We start from the raw sequence: 17,590 nt of genomic DNA on the forward strand, positions 1-17,590 counted from the left end.
AAGTACGACTTATTATGAGATCAATATTTAATGATTTTACGGATCTTGTGAAAGACGGTAAGCCTCTGGATCTCCTGGCTACCTGGAGGAAAACCTTCGATAAGGCTAGCCAGAACGAGGCTACAATCTTCCAGAAGATGTACTGTGACACATGGTGCGAATGGAACACACCTCAGCTGTCACTCACAGCCGAGGGTGTGATCGGAAAGTACCACATCCGTTTCATGGCTACACTGCTTGGTGATGAATCTCCTACACCTCTCAGACGTGCCGATGGCTTCGACACATGGACTAAGGAGATCCCACGTGTGGGACACAAGTTCCCTATGACTGCTAAGGAGTATCGTAAGATGATGGAGGTGTATGAGAATCCTCATATCTCTGATACGGCTAAGGTTAAGGCTATCGAAAAGACACTTCACGCATCTATGGAGGATGCTTATCTTGGTGTCAAGGATGTTATGGACTTCATCTTGCTCCAGGCATTCAGTAACGATGGTGTGGCTCAGTTTGAGCCAGAGGTAAACAACCCAGGCGGTCGTAAGTTTGAGATCGACTATTGCATGGATGAGGAAAACAAACTTATTTCAGTCTATAATTGGACTGATGAGAATGTTAAGGCTGGCAAGGTATCGCCTATCCTCACACTCGCTGCAATTTGTTCAAGTCTCCGAAATCGTGGTATCGAGCCAGGCGAGATCTTGATGAGCCAGGATCTTTATTACTGGTTGCGCATGAACCCAGCAACACGTTTGCTTGTTCACGGATCAGACAAGAAGGATCAGACTGTTACAAAGTCTGAGCTTGAAACAGAGCTGACAGAAAACGAGATCCCTAACATTACTGTGGTTAAGCGCAGAATGGGAATTGATAAGGATGGTAAGCGCAAGACACTTGATCCTTGGGATCATAACTTCATCTGTATCAAGCCAGAGGGCAAGGTGGCTGAGATCCAGCCAGCGATCGAGGATAACCAGCTGATGGAGGAAAAGGATGTGGACTACATCAACGCTGGTAATGGTATCCGTATCGCTAAGTGGCGCACAGGAGAATCTACAGGACAAACAGCAGCTGAGTACACACAGGGATCTGGTCGTTTGCTTCCGTTGATCACTCGTATTGGTGAGATCGTTTGCGTACAGGTTCGTGGTTTCAAGGAGCAGACGATCGAGGGCGCAAACCTTGATACTAAATCGTTCGTCACACGATCTGAGTATGGCACAATCGAAACTCTCTAACATATTTATATATGGGAAAGATTAAATTCGTAACTAAGGTAAAGAAGGTTTTCCGTGACAAGATCACTGGGAACCTTCTCAATCCTGGTGACACTCTCATTATTGAGAATGATACTGCCAGGTTGAATTTGTGTATCAGCAAGGGTGCTGTAGAGCTTGTTTCTGTTGAGACAGAATCCGACAACAAGGGAGGCAACCCTACTACTGTGTGTGTAAATGGTACAGAGTATGATCTGAATAAGGTCAAGGAAGCCCTTTCTGTTATTGGAGCCGCTGTAAATGCTAACGCTGGTTTCAACGGTGTAAATAACAAGGTCGCTTCTCTCGCTTCTGATCAGATCGAGGCTCTGGAAGCAGAACTTAATAAGTAATCTCTCATGGGCGCATTAACAAACAAACAGGCTCTCTCTGGTGAACTGGAGCCTTATTCTGTTTCACAGCCCACGATGATAAAAGCCCTACTGGATGCTGGTTTTTCCTCAGAGGATGTAGATGGTGACTACAAGCCAGAGGAAAAGAGCAAGATCGCAATAGCTGCAATCTATGTATTGAAGAAGCTGATCGTGCTAACCAGCGACAGTTTGGGCAAATCATCCCAGGGCTATTCAGTGGATAAGCTGGAGGATCGTATCAAAGGGCTGTGCTCTGAGAATGATCTGGATGCTGATGAGTACCTGGATGTGCCCACAGTGGAGGATGGATCAAACCTTTGGTAAATTATGAGGTGTAACGGAACATTCAGATGCACAGCCCTGGCTGGTGGTGAGAAGGATGAGGATACTGGCTTCATTACTGGCTCAGAACCTATCTGGGAGGAAGGTATGGAATGCCAGATAGATAAATCTATTCCAGCATCCAGCTACAGATCGGCTGATGGTCAAGCCTTCTTCTACACCTATGATGTATTCATAGATAAGAGCTTTGAGGGGAACATTACGATAGGCTCTGAGGTAGAGGTAACGTTTGAGGATGGAAGCACCGAATCTTTTACCGTACAAGGCATAGATAACGCTAACAGAAAATATCTGGAGATATGGGGATAAAATACGTTTCTGGTTACAACCTAATACCAGAAGCTGTAAGAGAGTTCCAGGAGCGTGTTGAAAACGCTACAGTGTACTATTTCTCATACATGGGAGAGAAACTTGCAAAGTACGCTAAGGAAATGCACAGCTACACTGATCGGACTGGCAACCTTACAAACTCCATAGGGTATGCGGTTGTTAAGGGTGGTAAGATCATCAACACAGGCGGCATGATGGGATCCAGCGAGGCAAAAGCTGCCTCACTCCAGGTGCTCCAGGAAATGATGGATCGGATAAACCACCAGTTTGCTCTGATCATTATCGCTGGTATGGAATACGCTTCCTATGTGGAGGCGAAAGGCTATAACGTCATTATGCCAGCGGAATTGAAGGCAAAGGCAGAAATGCCAGCCGTTATCCAGAGGATCAAGCTGGAGGCATCTATGAAGGCAAAGGAACAATTTGGAATTTCTTTATGATTACAGTTGAAGATATTCAGATCAAGGTTTACCAGTTACTCAAAGAGAAACTGAAAGCCGTGAAGCTAACAGGCTCGGTGGGCTACACCAGGCACGACTTCACAAAAGAGGATGTGATCATCCTTTCTAAAGGTAGCGAGGGATCCAGTGATCTTTGTGCCGGTTCTATAGTTGTAAATATCCACGTTCCCGACATCAAGCGCAAGAAGAAAGATGGATCCATCCTGTATGATATTAATTTCCCCAGGTTGATGGAGATAAGGACTGCAACGATCGAGGCTCTGAACAGCTACTATAATGCTGAGGAAGGATATAACTGGGTGATCTCACACCTGGATCCAGCCACTAAGGAGCAAGATAAAGATGAGCACTTCTTTCCTGTTTACCTGGAGATCTATATTAGACATAACAAGTAATTTAAAATTATAGAACTATGATTTTATCAACAATGGGTATTAAGGCACTCTATTATGCGCCTATCAATAAGGCAGACCCAACCCAAATGCCTACTACAGGCTTCAAGCCAGTGGATGTGTACCAGGACACTTGTTCCTTCAAGGATAAGGATCCTACCACAACCACACACAAGAGCGAGACTTCTAACAAGAAGATCAACCAGGTATCCAAGGAAGGAAACGAGCTTGTTTTCTCTATCATGGATCCATCCAAGGCGATCCGTGCGGACTTCGAGGGTGGTAAGTATGATGAATCAAAGAAAACATATACTGAGCCAGAGGTGGCACAGAATATCGAAATGGCTCTGATCGTCCTTCCTACTGCTGGTGATGCGCTTCACATTTCCTGTGCAAGCATTTCTGCACTTAAGAATACCACTTATTCCTCTAAGGGTATCTCTCTGGAAGATGTGACAGCCACACCTACCTACCCTATTGTTTATTCTGAGGATCTTACTATCCCTGGTGCTAAATAAGGGATGTAAGAAAAGATGTTTCATGACTACACGGTGTAAAGCCTCCTATCCCCAGGATGGGGGGCTTTCTCTATTTTATTAACACAGTTTTAACAGAATGCGTTTCTGTTTTAGCATATATAAACACAAAAAGCTATGAGTGAAGAAAACAAGAAGAAAGAGCTTACCAGGGAGCAAAAGCTAGCGATCGAGGAAAAGGCGATCCAGGCACTCCTTGATATGGGTGTTAAGTTCAGCGTTCCTTTGAAGATGGAGATCAAGACACAGCCAAAGAGGATCAGCTGGTGGAATCGCCACTTCCCTAACCACCAGATCATCTGGCATGATGATCGTTTCCCGAAAGACTGGGATGTTAGTATAGAGGATATTCCAGAAGCCGATCGCCAGAATATGCAAACGGTGTACCTCAGAAGGTTCTATGTTAAGCCTCTCTATCTGGGTACGATCGACAGGATCAGAGCCGAATATCTTAACATAGAGTTTGATGAGGAAAAGATCCAGGTCGCTCCAGGAGCTGAGAGCAAGAAGCTGTTTAAGTATATCCCGACAATGGCTAAGATCGCTGCAATGGCTGTGATCAACGACAAGAGGGTGACGGATCCAGAGAATGAGGATGTGAAGGAACTCCAGGCATTCTTTATCGAGCACCTTACTGTAAACACCCTGTCACGACTTGTTTCTATCATTTCCCAGATGATGAACACCGTGGGTTTTACGAACTCTATTCGATCAATCGTGGAACTTCCACAACCAACAAAGCCAAAGCAAAATCGAGTAGAGTAATCGGTTTAAATTCTGCCTGGGGAAACAGAGGTGAGATCTGTAAAAACTATGGTTGGACTTTAGACTATTTGCAATGGCAAATATCCTGGGTGAACGTTCAGATGATCCTGGCAGATGCCCCAAGGTGTCTGGATGAGGATGAGGTGAAAGAACAGAATGTTACCACTAACGAGCTGAAATCCAAGGATGATATTAAGAATTTCATTAAAAACTTCATGTAAGTTATAAGTTATGGATAATATTAACGGTGGTTTAGCGTTTGCGGCAACGCTTGATATAAAGGACTTCAATGTGTCGGCTGACGCAATGAACGCAAGAGTTAAGCAGCTCTCTGATACTACAGCGGCTAAGGCGGCTGAAATGGATCAGTCACTCTTAACCTTTGCTAAGAATGGTGCTGCCTATATTACTTCTTACCTGGTAGGTCAAGGCATGACGAACTTGCTTACGTCTATCGTACAGGTAAGAGGTCAGTTTCAACAGCTGGAGATCGCTTTTGAAACTATGCTGGGTTCCAAGAGCAAGGCACATGAACTGATGCGACAGATGGAGGAAACAGCCGCTAAGACACCGTTTGATCTGGATGGTGTTGCTAACGGTGCTAAACAGCTCCTGGCATACGGTGAGAGTGCTGATAAGGTAAATGATACCCTGGTGAGACTGGGTAACATAGCCTCTGGTTTGTCTTTGCCTCTTAATGATATTGTGTACCTGTATGGTACTACGATGGTTCAAGGTCGCTTGTATGCTGCGGATGTAAGGCAGTTCACTGGTCGAGGCATTCCGCTTGTGAAGGAGCTGGCAAAGATGTATGGTGTTACAGCGGATGAGATTAACAATATGGTATCTGCCGGTAAGATCGGCTTCCCAGACGTTCAGAAGGTTCTTAACAAGCTCACGGATGAGGGTGGTCAGTTCTATAATCTGATGGAGAAGCAATCGAAATCCCTTACTGGTATGATCTCCAACCTGGGAGATACCTGGGATCAAGTACAGGATCACCTGGGAGAACAGAACCAGGATCTTTTTGCTGGAGCCATCAATGCGGCTGGGTACTTCCTGGAGCACCTGGAAGATATATTGAAGATGGTGAAGGCTGTAGCGATCGCCTATGGATCGTACAGGGCTGCACTCGTCTTGAATACTATCGCCACAAAGGGCTTCACTGGTGTTGCACTTATCAACAATACTGTAGAACAGAGCAAGATCGCCCTTCTTAAGGTCAGAGCTACACTAACAGGTGAGGTAGCAGCACAGACAGCGGCAATGACAGCGGCAGAGAAGGCACACGTGGCTTCTCTCCAGGCAGAGCTTACGGCTGAGGAACAGGCGAACCTTAAGAAAACTCTGAGGATCCAGGCTATTACGGCTCTCCTTACTACAGAACAGAAGCAATACTTATCTAACTTGAACCTCACTACATCCAGCCAGAGGTATGAGGCAGCAGCTATGGGAGTGCTCTCTGTAGAACAGAAGATGTCACTCCAGAAAACAGAGCTGAATGCCAAGAGTGCCACATATCGTGCGGCTCTGGAGAAAGAGGTACTGGCTAAGCGCAAGGCAACGGAGGCAACGCTGGAACAGCAGAGAGCCGAAGTAAAAGCATCCTATGCCAAGCTGGAAGCAGCCAAGAATGCGGCTATAGCATCCGCTCAGAGTGTGGAGGCGGCTAAGTACGAAGTTTACTGGGCTGAGAAAAGTGGGGATGCTACCAAGATCGAAACCGCACAGAAACGTCTGGCTACAGCGCAAGACCAGGCAGCAGCCAGCAGAAAGGCAGCTCTGGCAGCACAGACCCAGTTCTATACAGAGAAGAAGAACCTGGAGACAACAGCCAGCAAAGCATCTACAGCGGCAACAGCGGCAGACAATGCGGCTAAGGAAGCCCAGGTAGTGGTCACTGGTACAGCTACAGCGGCTACAAATACCTTCACTCTCGCTGTGAAGAACCTCTGGAAGGCATTTAAGGCGAATCCTCTGGGATGGATCATCACTCTGGCTGGTATCGCTTATTCAGCTTTTGAAATGCTCAAAGGATCTGAGGAAGAAACGGACACTGTAACCCAGCAGCTCACTGAGCACACCAGAAAAGCATCTGATGAGTTCAATGCCCAGGCTGCAAAGATTGATGCCCTGGAAGCACAGATCCATGATGAGAACCTATCAAACTCCAAGAAGATAGAACTGATCGGACAGCTGAAAGCGATCATCCCTGGATATAACGCTGAGCTATCCAAGGAAGGTAAGATCATCAATGAGAATACGGCAGCTATCACAGCCTATCTTACACAGCTTGAAAAGCAGATCAAACTTAAGGCGGCACAAGAGGATCTGGAGGCAGCATACAAAAAGAAAAGACAGCTTGAAAAGCAGCAGAAGAAGCAAGAAAAGGATGCTAAGAATGCTGATACATCAAGAACGACACTATATAACAACGCTGGTGCTTTCATTCCTACACCTATCGTGGGAGCCAAGGAATCTGGTGATGCACATAGCAAATTGAACCAGACAAAAAAGGATCTGGCAGAAACAAACGCTACGATCGAAGAACTAAAGACTGAGATCAGAACCACTACTGTTGCTACAGATAATGGTACTAAGAAGATCCAGACTTACGGACAGCAAGTAGCCAGTGTTCGATCACAGATCGCCAGATTAAACCAGGAAATCAAGAATGCCAGATCTGGAAAGGTCAAGCAGAATAACCTGGCAGAATATATCGCAAATAAGCAGAAGGAGCTACAGGAAGCCCAGTCAAGGCTCACAGCACTCACTGGAGACAAAGGCGGCTCTGGTGGAGGTGGAGGCGGTCACACTGGCGGTGGCAGCAACACTACAGAGAAGAAAACCTTTGATGAGATCATGGCTTACAAGCGTAAGCAGTATGAACTATACTACCAGTGGCAGCAGAACCTGGGCAAGGATGTAGCTGATAAGAAATTCGCTGATCTGATCAAGTCTGGTACATCCTTCCTGGCATGGGTGAACGGACACATCAATGCTCTTAAGGAAGCAAAGGCTAAGCGTGGTTTATCGGATGAGGAAAACAGCGATCTTAATTCCCTTATGGTTCAGAGGGATGAGCTGATGGGAGTTAAGTCTGCTATGGATGCCTTCAAGGATAGTGTGGAGGCTGCAATCTCCAAGGCTTCAAGCCTGGATGAAAAACTCCAGGCCATAGCTGATGCCAAGGATAAGCTGAGTAATGGAGGCTACGGCTTGAACCCAGAAGATAAGCTCCAGGGTGCAATATTCCTGGAGGATAAGCAGAAGGCAGCAGATCAAGAGGTGGCTAAAATGGTAGAGCAATACCAGGACTACACCCAGAAGCGACTGGCTATCGAAAAGGAGTTTGATGCGGATATTTCACTCCTGGAGAAGAAGCGAACCAAGGCAAAGGCTACAGGCAACACCGATGAGGTGGATAAGCTAACTGGAGCCATAGCACAGGCTACAGCGGCTAAGGGAAAATCTATTATGGCTGTAGATCTTGAACAGCTTAAGGCAGATCCAGACTACATCAAGGCATTTGAGAACTTGAATGATGTTTCAACAGAAACCCTGGAGAAGTTGAAGCAAGAGTTTGAGAGTGCCAAGCAAACAGCGGCTGAGAGCTTGAACCCAGAAGATCTGAGGGAGTACACAAGCACCATCCAGGAACTTACTGATGAGATCAACAACAGAAACCCTTTCTCTGCCCTTAAGAAGGCTAAGGAGGATCTTAAAACAGCCGATGAGGAACTGAGACAGGCAGAGCTGCGAGTTACCCAGGCACAGACTAAATTCGGTAAGGGATCCAAAGAGGAAAAGGCTGCACTTGAAAACCTCAGACAGGCAAAGGATAAGCAGATCAAGAAGAACAGACAGTACCAGGCAGCTGAGAAAAGCGTTACTGGTTCCATCAAGGAGCTGTGTGACAACCTGGATCAAGTTGGTTCTACGATCGGTGGCACTGTTGGTGAGGTTGTTTCTCTGATCGGTCAGATCGGATCTGTAACGATGGCTTCCATCCAGGGCTTCGAGACTGCGGCAAACGCTTCATCCAAGGCGATCAGCACTCTGGAGAAAGCATCCGTGATCCTCACTATCATTTCGTCAGCTTACCAGATAGCCGGCAAGATCATTTCCATCTTCTCAGATGATGATGGTGAAGCGGCTTATCAGAAGGCAAAGGAAATGTATAAGAGCTATATCCAGGTTCTGAATGATGTGATCGACAAGCAAAAGGAACTTGTTTCCACTCTGGATGTCAAGAACGCACAGAACTCATACGAGTATGCAAAGAGCCTGTATGACAAGCAAGCCGATGCTGCAAGACAGATGGGTAAGGACTACCTTAACTCTGGAGCCAGCAAAGGATTCCTGGGTATTGGATCAAAAGCCTCTCATGGTGTTAAGCAGCGAGAGAATATGAGTTCAGAAGCCTGGGGACAGCTGGATGAATGGGCTAAGGAGAACAACATCACACAGCAGATCTTGAACAGCATTAAAAGTGGTCGTATGACTGGCTTGTTTGATCTCACTATCGAACAGATAATGACTTTGAAGGAGCAAGCACCTCTTTTCTTCGCTAAACTGGATTCGGACACACAAGACTACTTGAATGATCTTGTAGGTGTCAAGGATGCCCAGGATGAGCTTCTTAAAACTCTGAATGAAGGCATTACTGGTGTGGACTTTGATTCTGTTGGCGATGATTTCCTGGATATGCTTACGGATATGGATTCAGATGCAAAGACTATGCTACAGAACCTATCTAATAATTTCTCTGATATGATGCGCAAATCTTTGATCAAGCAGATGTATAAAGCCCAGTATAAAGATCAACTGCAGAAGTGGTACAATATGTGGGCTGATGCCATGAAGGATGGTTCTGATGGTGGCACTACGATCACAGACAAGGAACAGGGGGCACTTGATTCCCTTAAGAACAGCATCATCCAGGGCGCAACGGATGCGGCTCAGAAGATCAATGAGCAATTTAAAACAGCAGATGATGTTCTGAATAAGAGTTCCCTGGAGGGAGCCGTGGCTTCACTCTCTGAGGAAACAGGCTCAAAGATCGCTGGTGCAATGAATGCAACCAACATCAATCTGGCAGATCTTACAGAGGTAGCCAGAAACCAGCTGATCTACCAGGCTCAGACAGCTCACAATACAGAACTGATCCACCAGGAAATGGTAGGCTTAAGAAACGATTTTAAAAAACTTCAAAATAACGGCTCTCTCCTATCACAGGGGATCGCCTAAAACATCAAGATTATGGATACAAATATGGTTCTTTATCTGCCTTTCGATGATCCAGAAGGATCAAAGGCTTATGATTTCTCTCAGTACAGGAACGATGCTGAGCTTTCTAACGGTGCTGGATTCACTAAGGATTCAGCACACGGCAAGGCTCTGGCTCTCAATCTTACAGGAGAGTGTTCTACAGTGACAGCGATTCCGCTCTCTGGAAACTTCACTCTCATGTGCTATGTCAAGAGTACCACAGATCTTGTATGGCTCATTAATTACAGCGGACTGGAGAACTACAGACAGGGCTTCATCAAACAATCTCTGGCGAACAGAACGACTGGATACATCCAGTTAGTTTTCGTGAAGGAAGGCAAAACCCTTAAGGTCTATGCAGAAAACCAGCTCCTGGATGTGGTAAGCCTTCCAGACGGATCTCCTACAGGCTTCACACTGAATGATTTCAACCTGGCTGGCAGTGAGGCACAGGTGGATGATCTTAAGGTGTTTAACAAGGCTATGTCTTTCACGGAGATCAGAGCAGCCTCTAACTACCAGACGGATGTAGAATATTACATCAACGGAAAGAACTTCAAGGACTTTGCCGTGGAGGTGTCTAAATCTGCTGGTCTGGTTGGTGGTCTTGCTAAAAAGTCAAGTCTGGAAGTGGACTGGGACGATTACCACGGCACAGTCAAGGATACCTCTAACCCAAGATACAAGGATAGGACTATCACGCTGCAATGCTTCATCCAGGCTTCCAGCAGATCCCAGTTTGTCACCAGGGTAAGAGAGTTCTTCAACGAGTTTGAGGGAGGTGGTACTAAGCGTTTCGTATGTGAGTATGATGGTGATGCCAAGCCTCTTGTGTATGAGGTCACACGTGAGGATGAAGCCGATCCAGATAAAACCTGGGGCAAGTATAACGATGGCTTGATGGTTGGAACCTTCACTTTGAAGCTGGTAGAGTACAACCCTGTTAAGCGAGTGCTCAGACACATAGGTTCAATAGCCAACACTGAATGTGTTATCGACTTCACAAGTTATAAGATGGTTGATATTTACTGGGGCGATGGCAGCATGACACCTAACGTGTCTGGCTCCAAACAGCATCTGGTACACAATTATCCACAGCCAGGACAGTACGATGTGATCATGGCTGGTGTGATCGAGGATATAACTGATTTCAGTACTAACGATATTGTTATATGGGACAATTTACATTAATCAAACGCAATGGCACAAGGATTCCTCTGAATAAGAGGATTCCTTTCTGTGCCGTCAAGACAGCTCAGCAAAGCCGATCACTTATGGCAGATGATACCGTCACACTGGAGGTGGTATCCACCTTTCTGATCGACTTTGAGAAGGGCGATAAGATCAAGATAGATTCCGACTGGTACACCATCCGTACAACGGTGGATCGCACCAAAAATTCAGAGGATCAGTATAACTATTCTATCACTCTGTATGGCTGCATCTATGATCTTATGAAGGTGATGTTCCGTGATACAGACGTAAACGGAAGATCCACCTCTCTAACCTTCGATCTTACCTATTCCATAAAGGATTTCGTGAAGGTGATCATCTACAACATGAACAGAGACTACCCTGGCGAATGGGTGTTTGATGATAAGGACTGCCCAGAAACCGAGCCTAAGACGGTAAGTTTCTCATGCCAGAACTGCCTACAGACACTACAGAACGAATGCAAGGACTTTGATGTGGACTTCCAGATCACTACAGATAAGGATGGTATCCACCATATCAAGATCGGTAAGTTCGGATCTGTAGTAACTCCACCGAATGGTGAGAAATACTTCCAGTGGGGACGTGGGCACGGTCTTTTCACTCTGGTGGAAGGTAAGGTGGATGATAAGGCGATCATTACCAGAATGTATGGTGAAGGTGGAACCAATAACATTCCAACAGCCTACAGAGATTATTCTGAAAGGCTCCAGCTTCCTTATCCTCAGAGACTGAATAAGCATGATCATAAATTATCTGATGGTACGGTCGTAAAAGCTAAAACGATGCAGATAGGCTGCACAGATGATAATAAGCGATACATAGAAGATGCGGCTCTGAGCAAGAAGATCGGTGTGGAGGAAGATGCCATCCAGAACGATGAGATTTATCCTAAGCGAACAGGAACAGTAACAGCTCTGGGTGATGATGTCTATACCTTCATGGATGATACAATGGACTTCGATCTGAAAGCATCCAACAGCAATGGAACCACATACCTCATAGATGGAACCTCTGCCAAGATCACGTTTATCACTGGTCGTTTGGCTGGTCGTGAGTTTGAGCTACATGATTACGATCACAGCACTAAGAAATTCATCCTTAAGCCATATAAGGATGCACGTGGGCTTGTGTTCCCTACAAGCAACACCACAGCCTTCCAGATCAGAGAAGGAGATCAGTATAAGATCACGGATATAATCATGCCAGATTCTTACATAGAGGATGCTGAAGAAGATCTTTGGTTCTACGTATATGACAAGTTCTTACAGGCTAAACAAGCCAGGGCACAGTATGCGCTTACCTTCTCCAGAAGCTATTTTATTGAGAATATGCCAAAGGATAGCGATAGCTGCCTTTTCACTCCTGGTGATTACGTTCCTATCAAGGATGAGCGTTTCAACCTGGAGAAGAATATCCGTATCCAGAAGGTTGAGAGGAACCTGTTACTGAGACACGATTACACTCTCACTATTTCAGATACAGCAACGATCAGCATCATAAACCAGGCTGTTATCAACGTACAGAAGCACGACACGATCCTGGAGGCTAACAGACTGAAAGATCTTACCAGGGCAAAGTATGGCTGGAGAACAACAGAGGAACTGAGAAACATGATCTACGATCCAGACGGATATTTCGATACAGACAACATCAAGCCAAACAGTATAGACACAAATATGCTCACTGTAGGCTCCAAGAGCCAGCAGTTTGTTCTGGCAGACGTGATCATGCAAGCGAACCTGGGTGGTGATCCTAACCTTTTCAAGGCTACATCTGGAACACTGTGCCATCTTTCGATCTCAGACACAGATATTAGATACTGGAAGATAGCTGCACTGGAGGCTACCTTATCAGAGGCTGGAGGTTATTATCTCTTTGCCAAGTGCTCCAAGAAAGGAGATACAGGATCCTGGTATTTAACCCAGGAACAGCTTAAGTTTGAGCCTACTTCCGATCCGAATAACTACTACTTCCAGGTGGGAGTTCTTTCTTCTGTGTATGATTCAAGTTGGAGAGACTTTGTAACTACATACGGCTTCACACGTATCAATGGCAACACGATCACTACAGGTAAGATCGTCACTTCTGATGGATATTGCTACCTGGATCTGGATGGAAACAAGTTCAGAATGGGAGATAAGCAGTCTTACATAGATTACAACGTTCAGCAACGAGGACAGATCACGCTTCATAACGTAAGGCTCCTATCCACCTCTGGAGATTCTTCTGAAATCGGTGTGTACCGTGGCGAATACAACGCATCCTATGTGTACTATAAGGGCGATGAGGTGACTTACACTAACAATGGTGTGACAGCCACATACAGATACATCTACAGCGAACCTACTAAGGGCTATGCTCCTACTGTTGGAACCTACTGGCAGTGTATTGCCAAGGGTAAGGATGGAGAAGCTGGCGAAACTCCAAAGATCGGAGATAACGGAAACTGGTGGATCGGATCAGTAGATACTGGTATCAAGGCAGAAGGTGTGGATGGCAAGGGTGTTAATATCCTGGGATCCTATGACAGCGAGGCTGAGCTTAAGGCTGCACATCCTAAAGGCTCACCTGGTGATGCTTATATCGTGGCTGGAGATCTATACAGCTGGGATGATGTTCACAAGGTGTGGAAGAATGGCGGTCGTATCAAGGGTGATGCTGGCGATACTCCTTATATTATGAATGGTTACTGGTGGATCGGAGCCACTAACACAGGTGTCAAGGCTAAGGGTGAGGATGCTGTGATGTATGAGATCCTTCCTAGTGTTCGCATCTATTCAGATACGATGGTGGCGGCTGGCGATTCTCTGAGAGTGTCGCTTAACAAGATCACTGGTTCAAACACAGAGAACTTAACATCCCTTCCAAAGGGATTCTCCTTAACCCTGTTTGGATATGGAACCGATCACATAGGTAAGCCTACATCAAAGGCGATCTCTCTTGATACCTCATATAAGCTGAGTGATCTGAAAATATCCCTTAAGGCGAATATGAGCCTGGAGGTGGTTCTGGCTGGCACAAACCAGGTGATCGTAACTAAGATCTCAATGCCATACGTCAAGGATGGAGAGAAGGGAACACCAGGCGCACCTGGTGAGGATGGAAGAACCAGCTACACCCACTTCAAGTATTCTAACGATGGCGGTTTGTCGTTCACAGGCAACAATGGAGAAGAACCAGGATCATACCTGGGACAGTACACAGACTTCGAGGAAATGGATAGCAGCGATCCTACCAGATACACCTGGGCACTGATCCAGGGTGAAGCTGGAAACAGCGGTGTTGATGCTGCTGCAAGTTCTTATTTTGAGTGTCGGTACGCTAAGAACGGATCTACTGTTGAGCCTCCTACTCTCGATGCTACAGCCCTGGAGCCTACAGGATGGAGCCTCCAGATGCCAAGTGTTGGCAAACTGGAATATCTCTGGATGAGTATGGCACAGAAAAGTAAGCTGGTAGAGCAAACCTATTGCCATATACCTTTCACAGCTAAGGATGGATGTAAGGATATAACTGGTAACTATGCCACAGAGCTAGGTTCTGGCGGCTCCATAGTTACAGAAGGAGATCGCCAATTTCTGAGCCTTCCAGATGATTCAGATCTGAGAATTAAGTATGATCTTCCTTTCGGGGAGAATTTCACGCTATTCTTCTGGTTCAAGACGGATCAGAAGAAGATCGGATGGGCTATCCAGGATGCTGCCTTCACTCTCAATATGAAGGAAATGGATGTGAAGCCTGGAACATGGATGCACCTGGCATTCAGATTCAGTGATCGCACCGTATCATGTTTCTTGAACGGTGTAAGACAGGCAACGGCTTCTCTTAACAAGAAGCTGATCGGTTTCACGGTCTATGATAGCAATATGTATGCAAGCGCAAACTGCTATGATGAGTTTAGGATGGTCAATGGTGCTCTGGCTGATGTTGATATTGTCAAGGTGTACCAGGATAAGGCAGATAAGCTGCTATCTAACTGGAGTGTGCCTACACGTATTTCACCTTACGATGGCAAGGATGGAGTTTCGGTTATGGCACGTTATTCATCCGACAAGCAGAACTGGCATACATCATTCCAGACTGGAGATCAATGGATGCAAACATCATCCGATTCTGGCAACACCTGGGGAGAGGCTTGCAAGATCGTGGGCGAAGCTGGTGCAAACGGAAAGTACACAGATTATTCATTCGCCACTTCCAAGGATCTCACGACTAAGGATGTGTTCACTTCACCAAGGATCTACACAACGTGGTCGGATGCGCCTGTAGCTACTACCAAAGATTATCCTTATCTCTGGATGAAGGTGGTAGAGGTAGATTCCAACGGAAAGAAATCACAGGCACGTTACACCAGGCTTACAGGCGATCCTGGCAAGGATGGTGTTGATGGTGTTGATTCCAAGTATATCTATCTGAGGGGTACAGGCATGAACAGGACAGCAGACGGACAGGTTACGATCTACAACGGAACCAAGACTGAGACGATCACTTGTGCCACCAGAGGCTTAACCCTGGTAAGGGTGGATCGTTCTTCTCTGGCTGTGCTGGAAACATACAAATGTGACACATACAGCAATGTAGATTCCACGCTGACTGCATTCGCCAAAAAGATCAAGGCATATAACTCTGAATGTTTCATTTGCCTGGTAAGCTATGATGCTGTAGCCTGGAATGATAGCTTGATAGATGCGCTTAAGTATTGTGGAGGAACTGATCTCCACAATAGGGCACAGGGTCGTTATCCATTTGCATTCCTGGGAATACCTGGCATGGCACAGGGTTACGCACAGATGATCCAAAGCTCTGATTCTTCCAGTGCTCCCTATGCTGAGATCTCTGCTTATATCGCTAACAGGATGTTCTCTACTGCCAAAGCTGTAGAAGAAACCTGTAGGCTTGATCTCTCTAACGAGAATGAAACCGTTACTTGCGATTCAAGCGGTAAGGTGATCGGTTCCATCCAGGGAACCCAGGCTACTCTCTATAAGGGATCCTCTGTAGTATCTGGTATATACTATTCATGTTCAGCAAGCGGATGTAGCTGTAGTTTCAGTACCACTACAGGAAAGGCTACTAACATAGATATGAGTAGCAATAAGGCAACACTTAAGATCTCATGCACTTATGATGGTGTTACCTATTCGGCTGTATATACTATCTCTAAGGTATATCCTGGAAAGGATGGATCGGATGCCGTATCACGATACCTGGAGCTATCATGTACCAGTGTTAAGGTTGATAAGAGCGGAAATGTATCTCCTTCCAAGATCACTGCAAAGCAGATGAAACAGGTTGGTGGTAAGGCTCCAGAAAACACTACCGACTTGTATCTGGTAGGTCTTGCATCATCCAAGAGTACAGCGACACAGCTTAAGGCGAAGTCTATCACGATCAACGTATCAAGCTCTGATTCATTTGTGGATTTCACACTTAAGGATGGATCTGGCAACGTTTATGACACAGAACGTGTTCCAGTGATCAAGGATGGAAAGGATGGTATTAATGGTACAAACGGTAAGGATGGAACCAACGGAAAAGATGGTACTAATGGTACAGATGGTAAGAATGGAAGGGATGGTATTGATGGAAAAGATGGTAGAGACGGAACAGATGGCTATAGCCTGGCTCCTATCTATCGTGGAGAATATTCAGCATCCAAGACTTACTACGGAACCCAGTACCGTGTTGATATTGTCAAGTACAATGGTATCTATTACGTGGCACGTGTCGATGCAGGAACCTTCTCTAACGTGGCTCCTACGAACACATCCAAGTGGAACCCTTTCGGTGCTCAGTTTGAGAGCATAGCAACAAACTTGCTTCTGGCTGAGGGTGCTAATATCGGAGACTGGTTCCTGTCTGGAGGTAAGATCGTATCTACACTGAGTACAACATCCAGCGGAAAGATCACTCTTGATGCTAAGGGAGGTTTGATCCAGGTAGAGAGTGCTACATCTGGTGGAGATCACTCACTATACACAACCATGGGTGCAAAGATCACTCTTGATGCAAACAGAGGTGTAATACAGGCTACTGCAAAGAATGCACCAAGCTATTCGACTGGTACAGCTTATATGTCACCATCTGGAATATTCGCTAACATGGCTGGAACCGATTCCATATCAGCATCAACAGGAAGAACGCACAGAAGTGCTATTGTTGGTCTCGGATTCGCTAATGTATCTAAGTCTGCTTATGAGTTTAATGCTGATGAAACGCTTGTAGCTGGTGTATATGGTAGAGCTGATAACCAGGGCACAGCTCCAGCATACGGTGGATATTTCTGGGATCTCAAAGCGTGTGGACTGATCCTTAATACCAAGTTCATATCTGATAATTCATCATATAGTGAACGCTGTCTATCTAAAAGCGTATCATTTGTGATCGGATTGTGTAATAAGAATGTAGTTAAGGATGTATATCTTCCTAACGACACTAAGAACGGAAGAATAATCAAGTTCAAGCAGATGGGAGCTGGAGCAATGCGTGTTCGAGCACAGTCTGGGCAGCATATCTACGATAATACGAGTGAAAATGATTACTATTATTGTAGAGAAGGTGAGTGCCTGGAGTTCGTCTTTGGTATATGGGTGAAAGGTTCTACCACCACTAATGTATGGACTGTAAGTATGTATAAATATTAAAGTT

Annotated in this window: 12 protein-coding genes; all 12 read left to right on the forward strand. The window is 45.7% G+C overall.

The window, feature by feature from the left end; genetic code table 11:
• Positions 1 to 14 precede the first annotated feature (14 nt).
• Positions 15 to 1,238, forward strand: a complete 1,224-nt coding sequence (locus EXN75_RS05505; RefSeq protein WP_134843073.1) for a hypothetical protein — start codon at positions 15 to 17, stop codon at positions 1,236 to 1,238.
• Positions 1,239 to 1,249: 11 nt separating this feature from the next.
• Entirely contained in the window at positions 1,250 to 1,609 is a 360-nt protein-coding gene (locus EXN75_RS05510) for a hypothetical protein (protein WP_134843074.1), read from the forward strand.
• Between the two features lie 6 nt (positions 1,610 to 1,615).
• Entirely contained in the window at positions 1,616 to 1,954 is a 339-nt protein-coding gene (locus EXN75_RS05515) for a DUF6706 family protein (protein WP_134843075.1), read from the forward strand.
• Positions 1,955 to 1,957: 3 nt separating this feature from the next.
• A complete protein-coding gene (locus EXN75_RS05520) occupies positions 1,958 to 2,281 on the forward strand; it encodes a hypothetical protein (protein ID WP_246031301.1) in 324 nt (107 codons plus the stop codon).
• Between the two features lie 89 nt (positions 2,282 to 2,370).
• Positions 2,371 to 2,742, forward strand: coding sequence for a hypothetical protein (locus EXN75_RS05525; RefSeq protein ID WP_246031302.1), 372 nt, complete (start codon positions 2,371 to 2,373; stop codon positions 2,740 to 2,742).
• Complete coding sequence (locus tag EXN75_RS05530; RefSeq protein ID WP_134843078.1) at positions 2,739 to 3,158, forward strand: hypothetical protein; 420 nt, start codon at positions 2,739 to 2,741, stop codon at positions 3,156 to 3,158. The genes EXN75_RS05525 and EXN75_RS05530 overlap by 4 nt, the downstream gene beginning before the upstream one ends.
• Positions 3,159 to 3,175: 17 nt before the next feature.
• Complete coding sequence (locus tag EXN75_RS05535) at positions 3,176 to 3,673, forward strand: hypothetical protein (RefSeq protein WP_134843079.1); 498 nt, start codon at positions 3,176 to 3,178, stop codon at positions 3,671 to 3,673.
• A gap of 249 nt (positions 3,674 to 3,922) precedes the next feature.
• Complete coding sequence (locus EXN75_RS05540; protein WP_246031303.1) at positions 3,923 to 4,456, forward strand: hypothetical protein; 534 nt, start codon at positions 3,923 to 3,925, stop codon at positions 4,454 to 4,456.
• Between the two features lie 68 nt (positions 4,457 to 4,524).
• A complete protein-coding gene (locus tag EXN75_RS17610; RefSeq protein WP_167639460.1) occupies positions 4,525 to 4,677 on the forward strand; it encodes a hypothetical protein in 153 nt (50 codons plus the stop codon).
• Between the two features lie 10 nt (positions 4,678 to 4,687).
• On the forward strand, positions 4,688 to 9,706 hold the full coding sequence (locus EXN75_RS05545; RefSeq protein WP_134843081.1) for a tape measure protein: 5,019 nt from the start codon (positions 4,688 to 4,690) through the stop codon (positions 9,704 to 9,706).
• A gap of 12 nt (positions 9,707 to 9,718) precedes the next feature.
• Positions 9,719 to 10,918 (forward strand): phage tail family protein, encoded by a 1,200-nt coding sequence (locus tag EXN75_RS05550; protein WP_134843082.1) that lies wholly within the window; start codon positions 9,719 to 9,721, stop codon positions 10,916 to 10,918.
• Positions 10,900 to 17,586: a LamG-like jellyroll fold domain-containing protein gene (locus tag EXN75_RS18475; protein WP_134843083.1), complete on the forward strand. Its 6,687-nt coding sequence runs from the start codon at positions 10,900 to 10,902 to the stop codon at positions 17,584 to 17,586. Before EXN75_RS05550 ends, EXN75_RS18475 begins: the two co-directional genes overlap by 19 nt.
• The last annotated feature ends 4 nt before the right edge of the window (positions 17,587 to 17,590 follow it).

Origin of the sequence: Segatella hominis, from assembly GCF_004535825.1 — a bacterium.
Classification (GTDB): domain Bacteria; phylum Bacteroidota; class Bacteroidia; order Bacteroidales; family Bacteroidaceae; genus Prevotella; species Prevotella hominis.

Bases quoted from the DNA above. Each gene is read 5' to 3' on its own strand.
- EXN75_RS05505 (WP_134843073.1), top strand. From the start codon at position 15: ATGAGATCAATATTTAATGATTTTACGGATCTTGTGAAAGACGGTAAG.
- EXN75_RS05510 (WP_134843074.1), top strand. From the start codon at position 1,250: ATGGGAAAGATTAAATTCGTAACTAAGGTAAAGAAGGTTTTCCGTGAC.
- EXN75_RS05515 (WP_134843075.1), top strand. From the start codon at position 1,616: ATGGGCGCATTAACAAACAAACAGGCTCTCTCTGGTGAACTGGAGCCT.
- EXN75_RS05520 (WP_246031301.1), top strand. From the start codon at position 1,958: ATGAGGTGTAACGGAACATTCAGATGCACAGCCCTGGCTGGTGGTGAG.
- EXN75_RS05525 (WP_246031302.1), top strand. From the start codon at position 2,371: ATGGGAGAGAAACTTGCAAAGTACGCTAAGGAAATGCACAGCTACACT.
- EXN75_RS05530 (WP_134843078.1), top strand. From the start codon at position 2,739: ATGATTACAGTTGAAGATATTCAGATCAAGGTTTACCAGTTACTCAAA.
- EXN75_RS05535 (WP_134843079.1), top strand. From the start codon at position 3,176: ATGATTTTATCAACAATGGGTATTAAGGCACTCTATTATGCGCCTATC.
- EXN75_RS05540 (WP_246031303.1), top strand. From the start codon at position 3,923: ATGGAGATCAAGACACAGCCAAAGAGGATCAGCTGGTGGAATCGCCAC.
- EXN75_RS05545 (WP_134843081.1), top strand. From the start codon at position 4,688: ATGGATAATATTAACGGTGGTTTAGCGTTTGCGGCAACGCTTGATATA.
- EXN75_RS05550 (WP_134843082.1), top strand. From the start codon at position 9,719: ATGGATACAAATATGGTTCTTTATCTGCCTTTCGATGATCCAGAAGGA.
- EXN75_RS18475 (WP_134843083.1), top strand. From the start codon at position 10,900: ATGGGACAATTTACATTAATCAAACGCAATGGCACAAGGATTCCTCTG.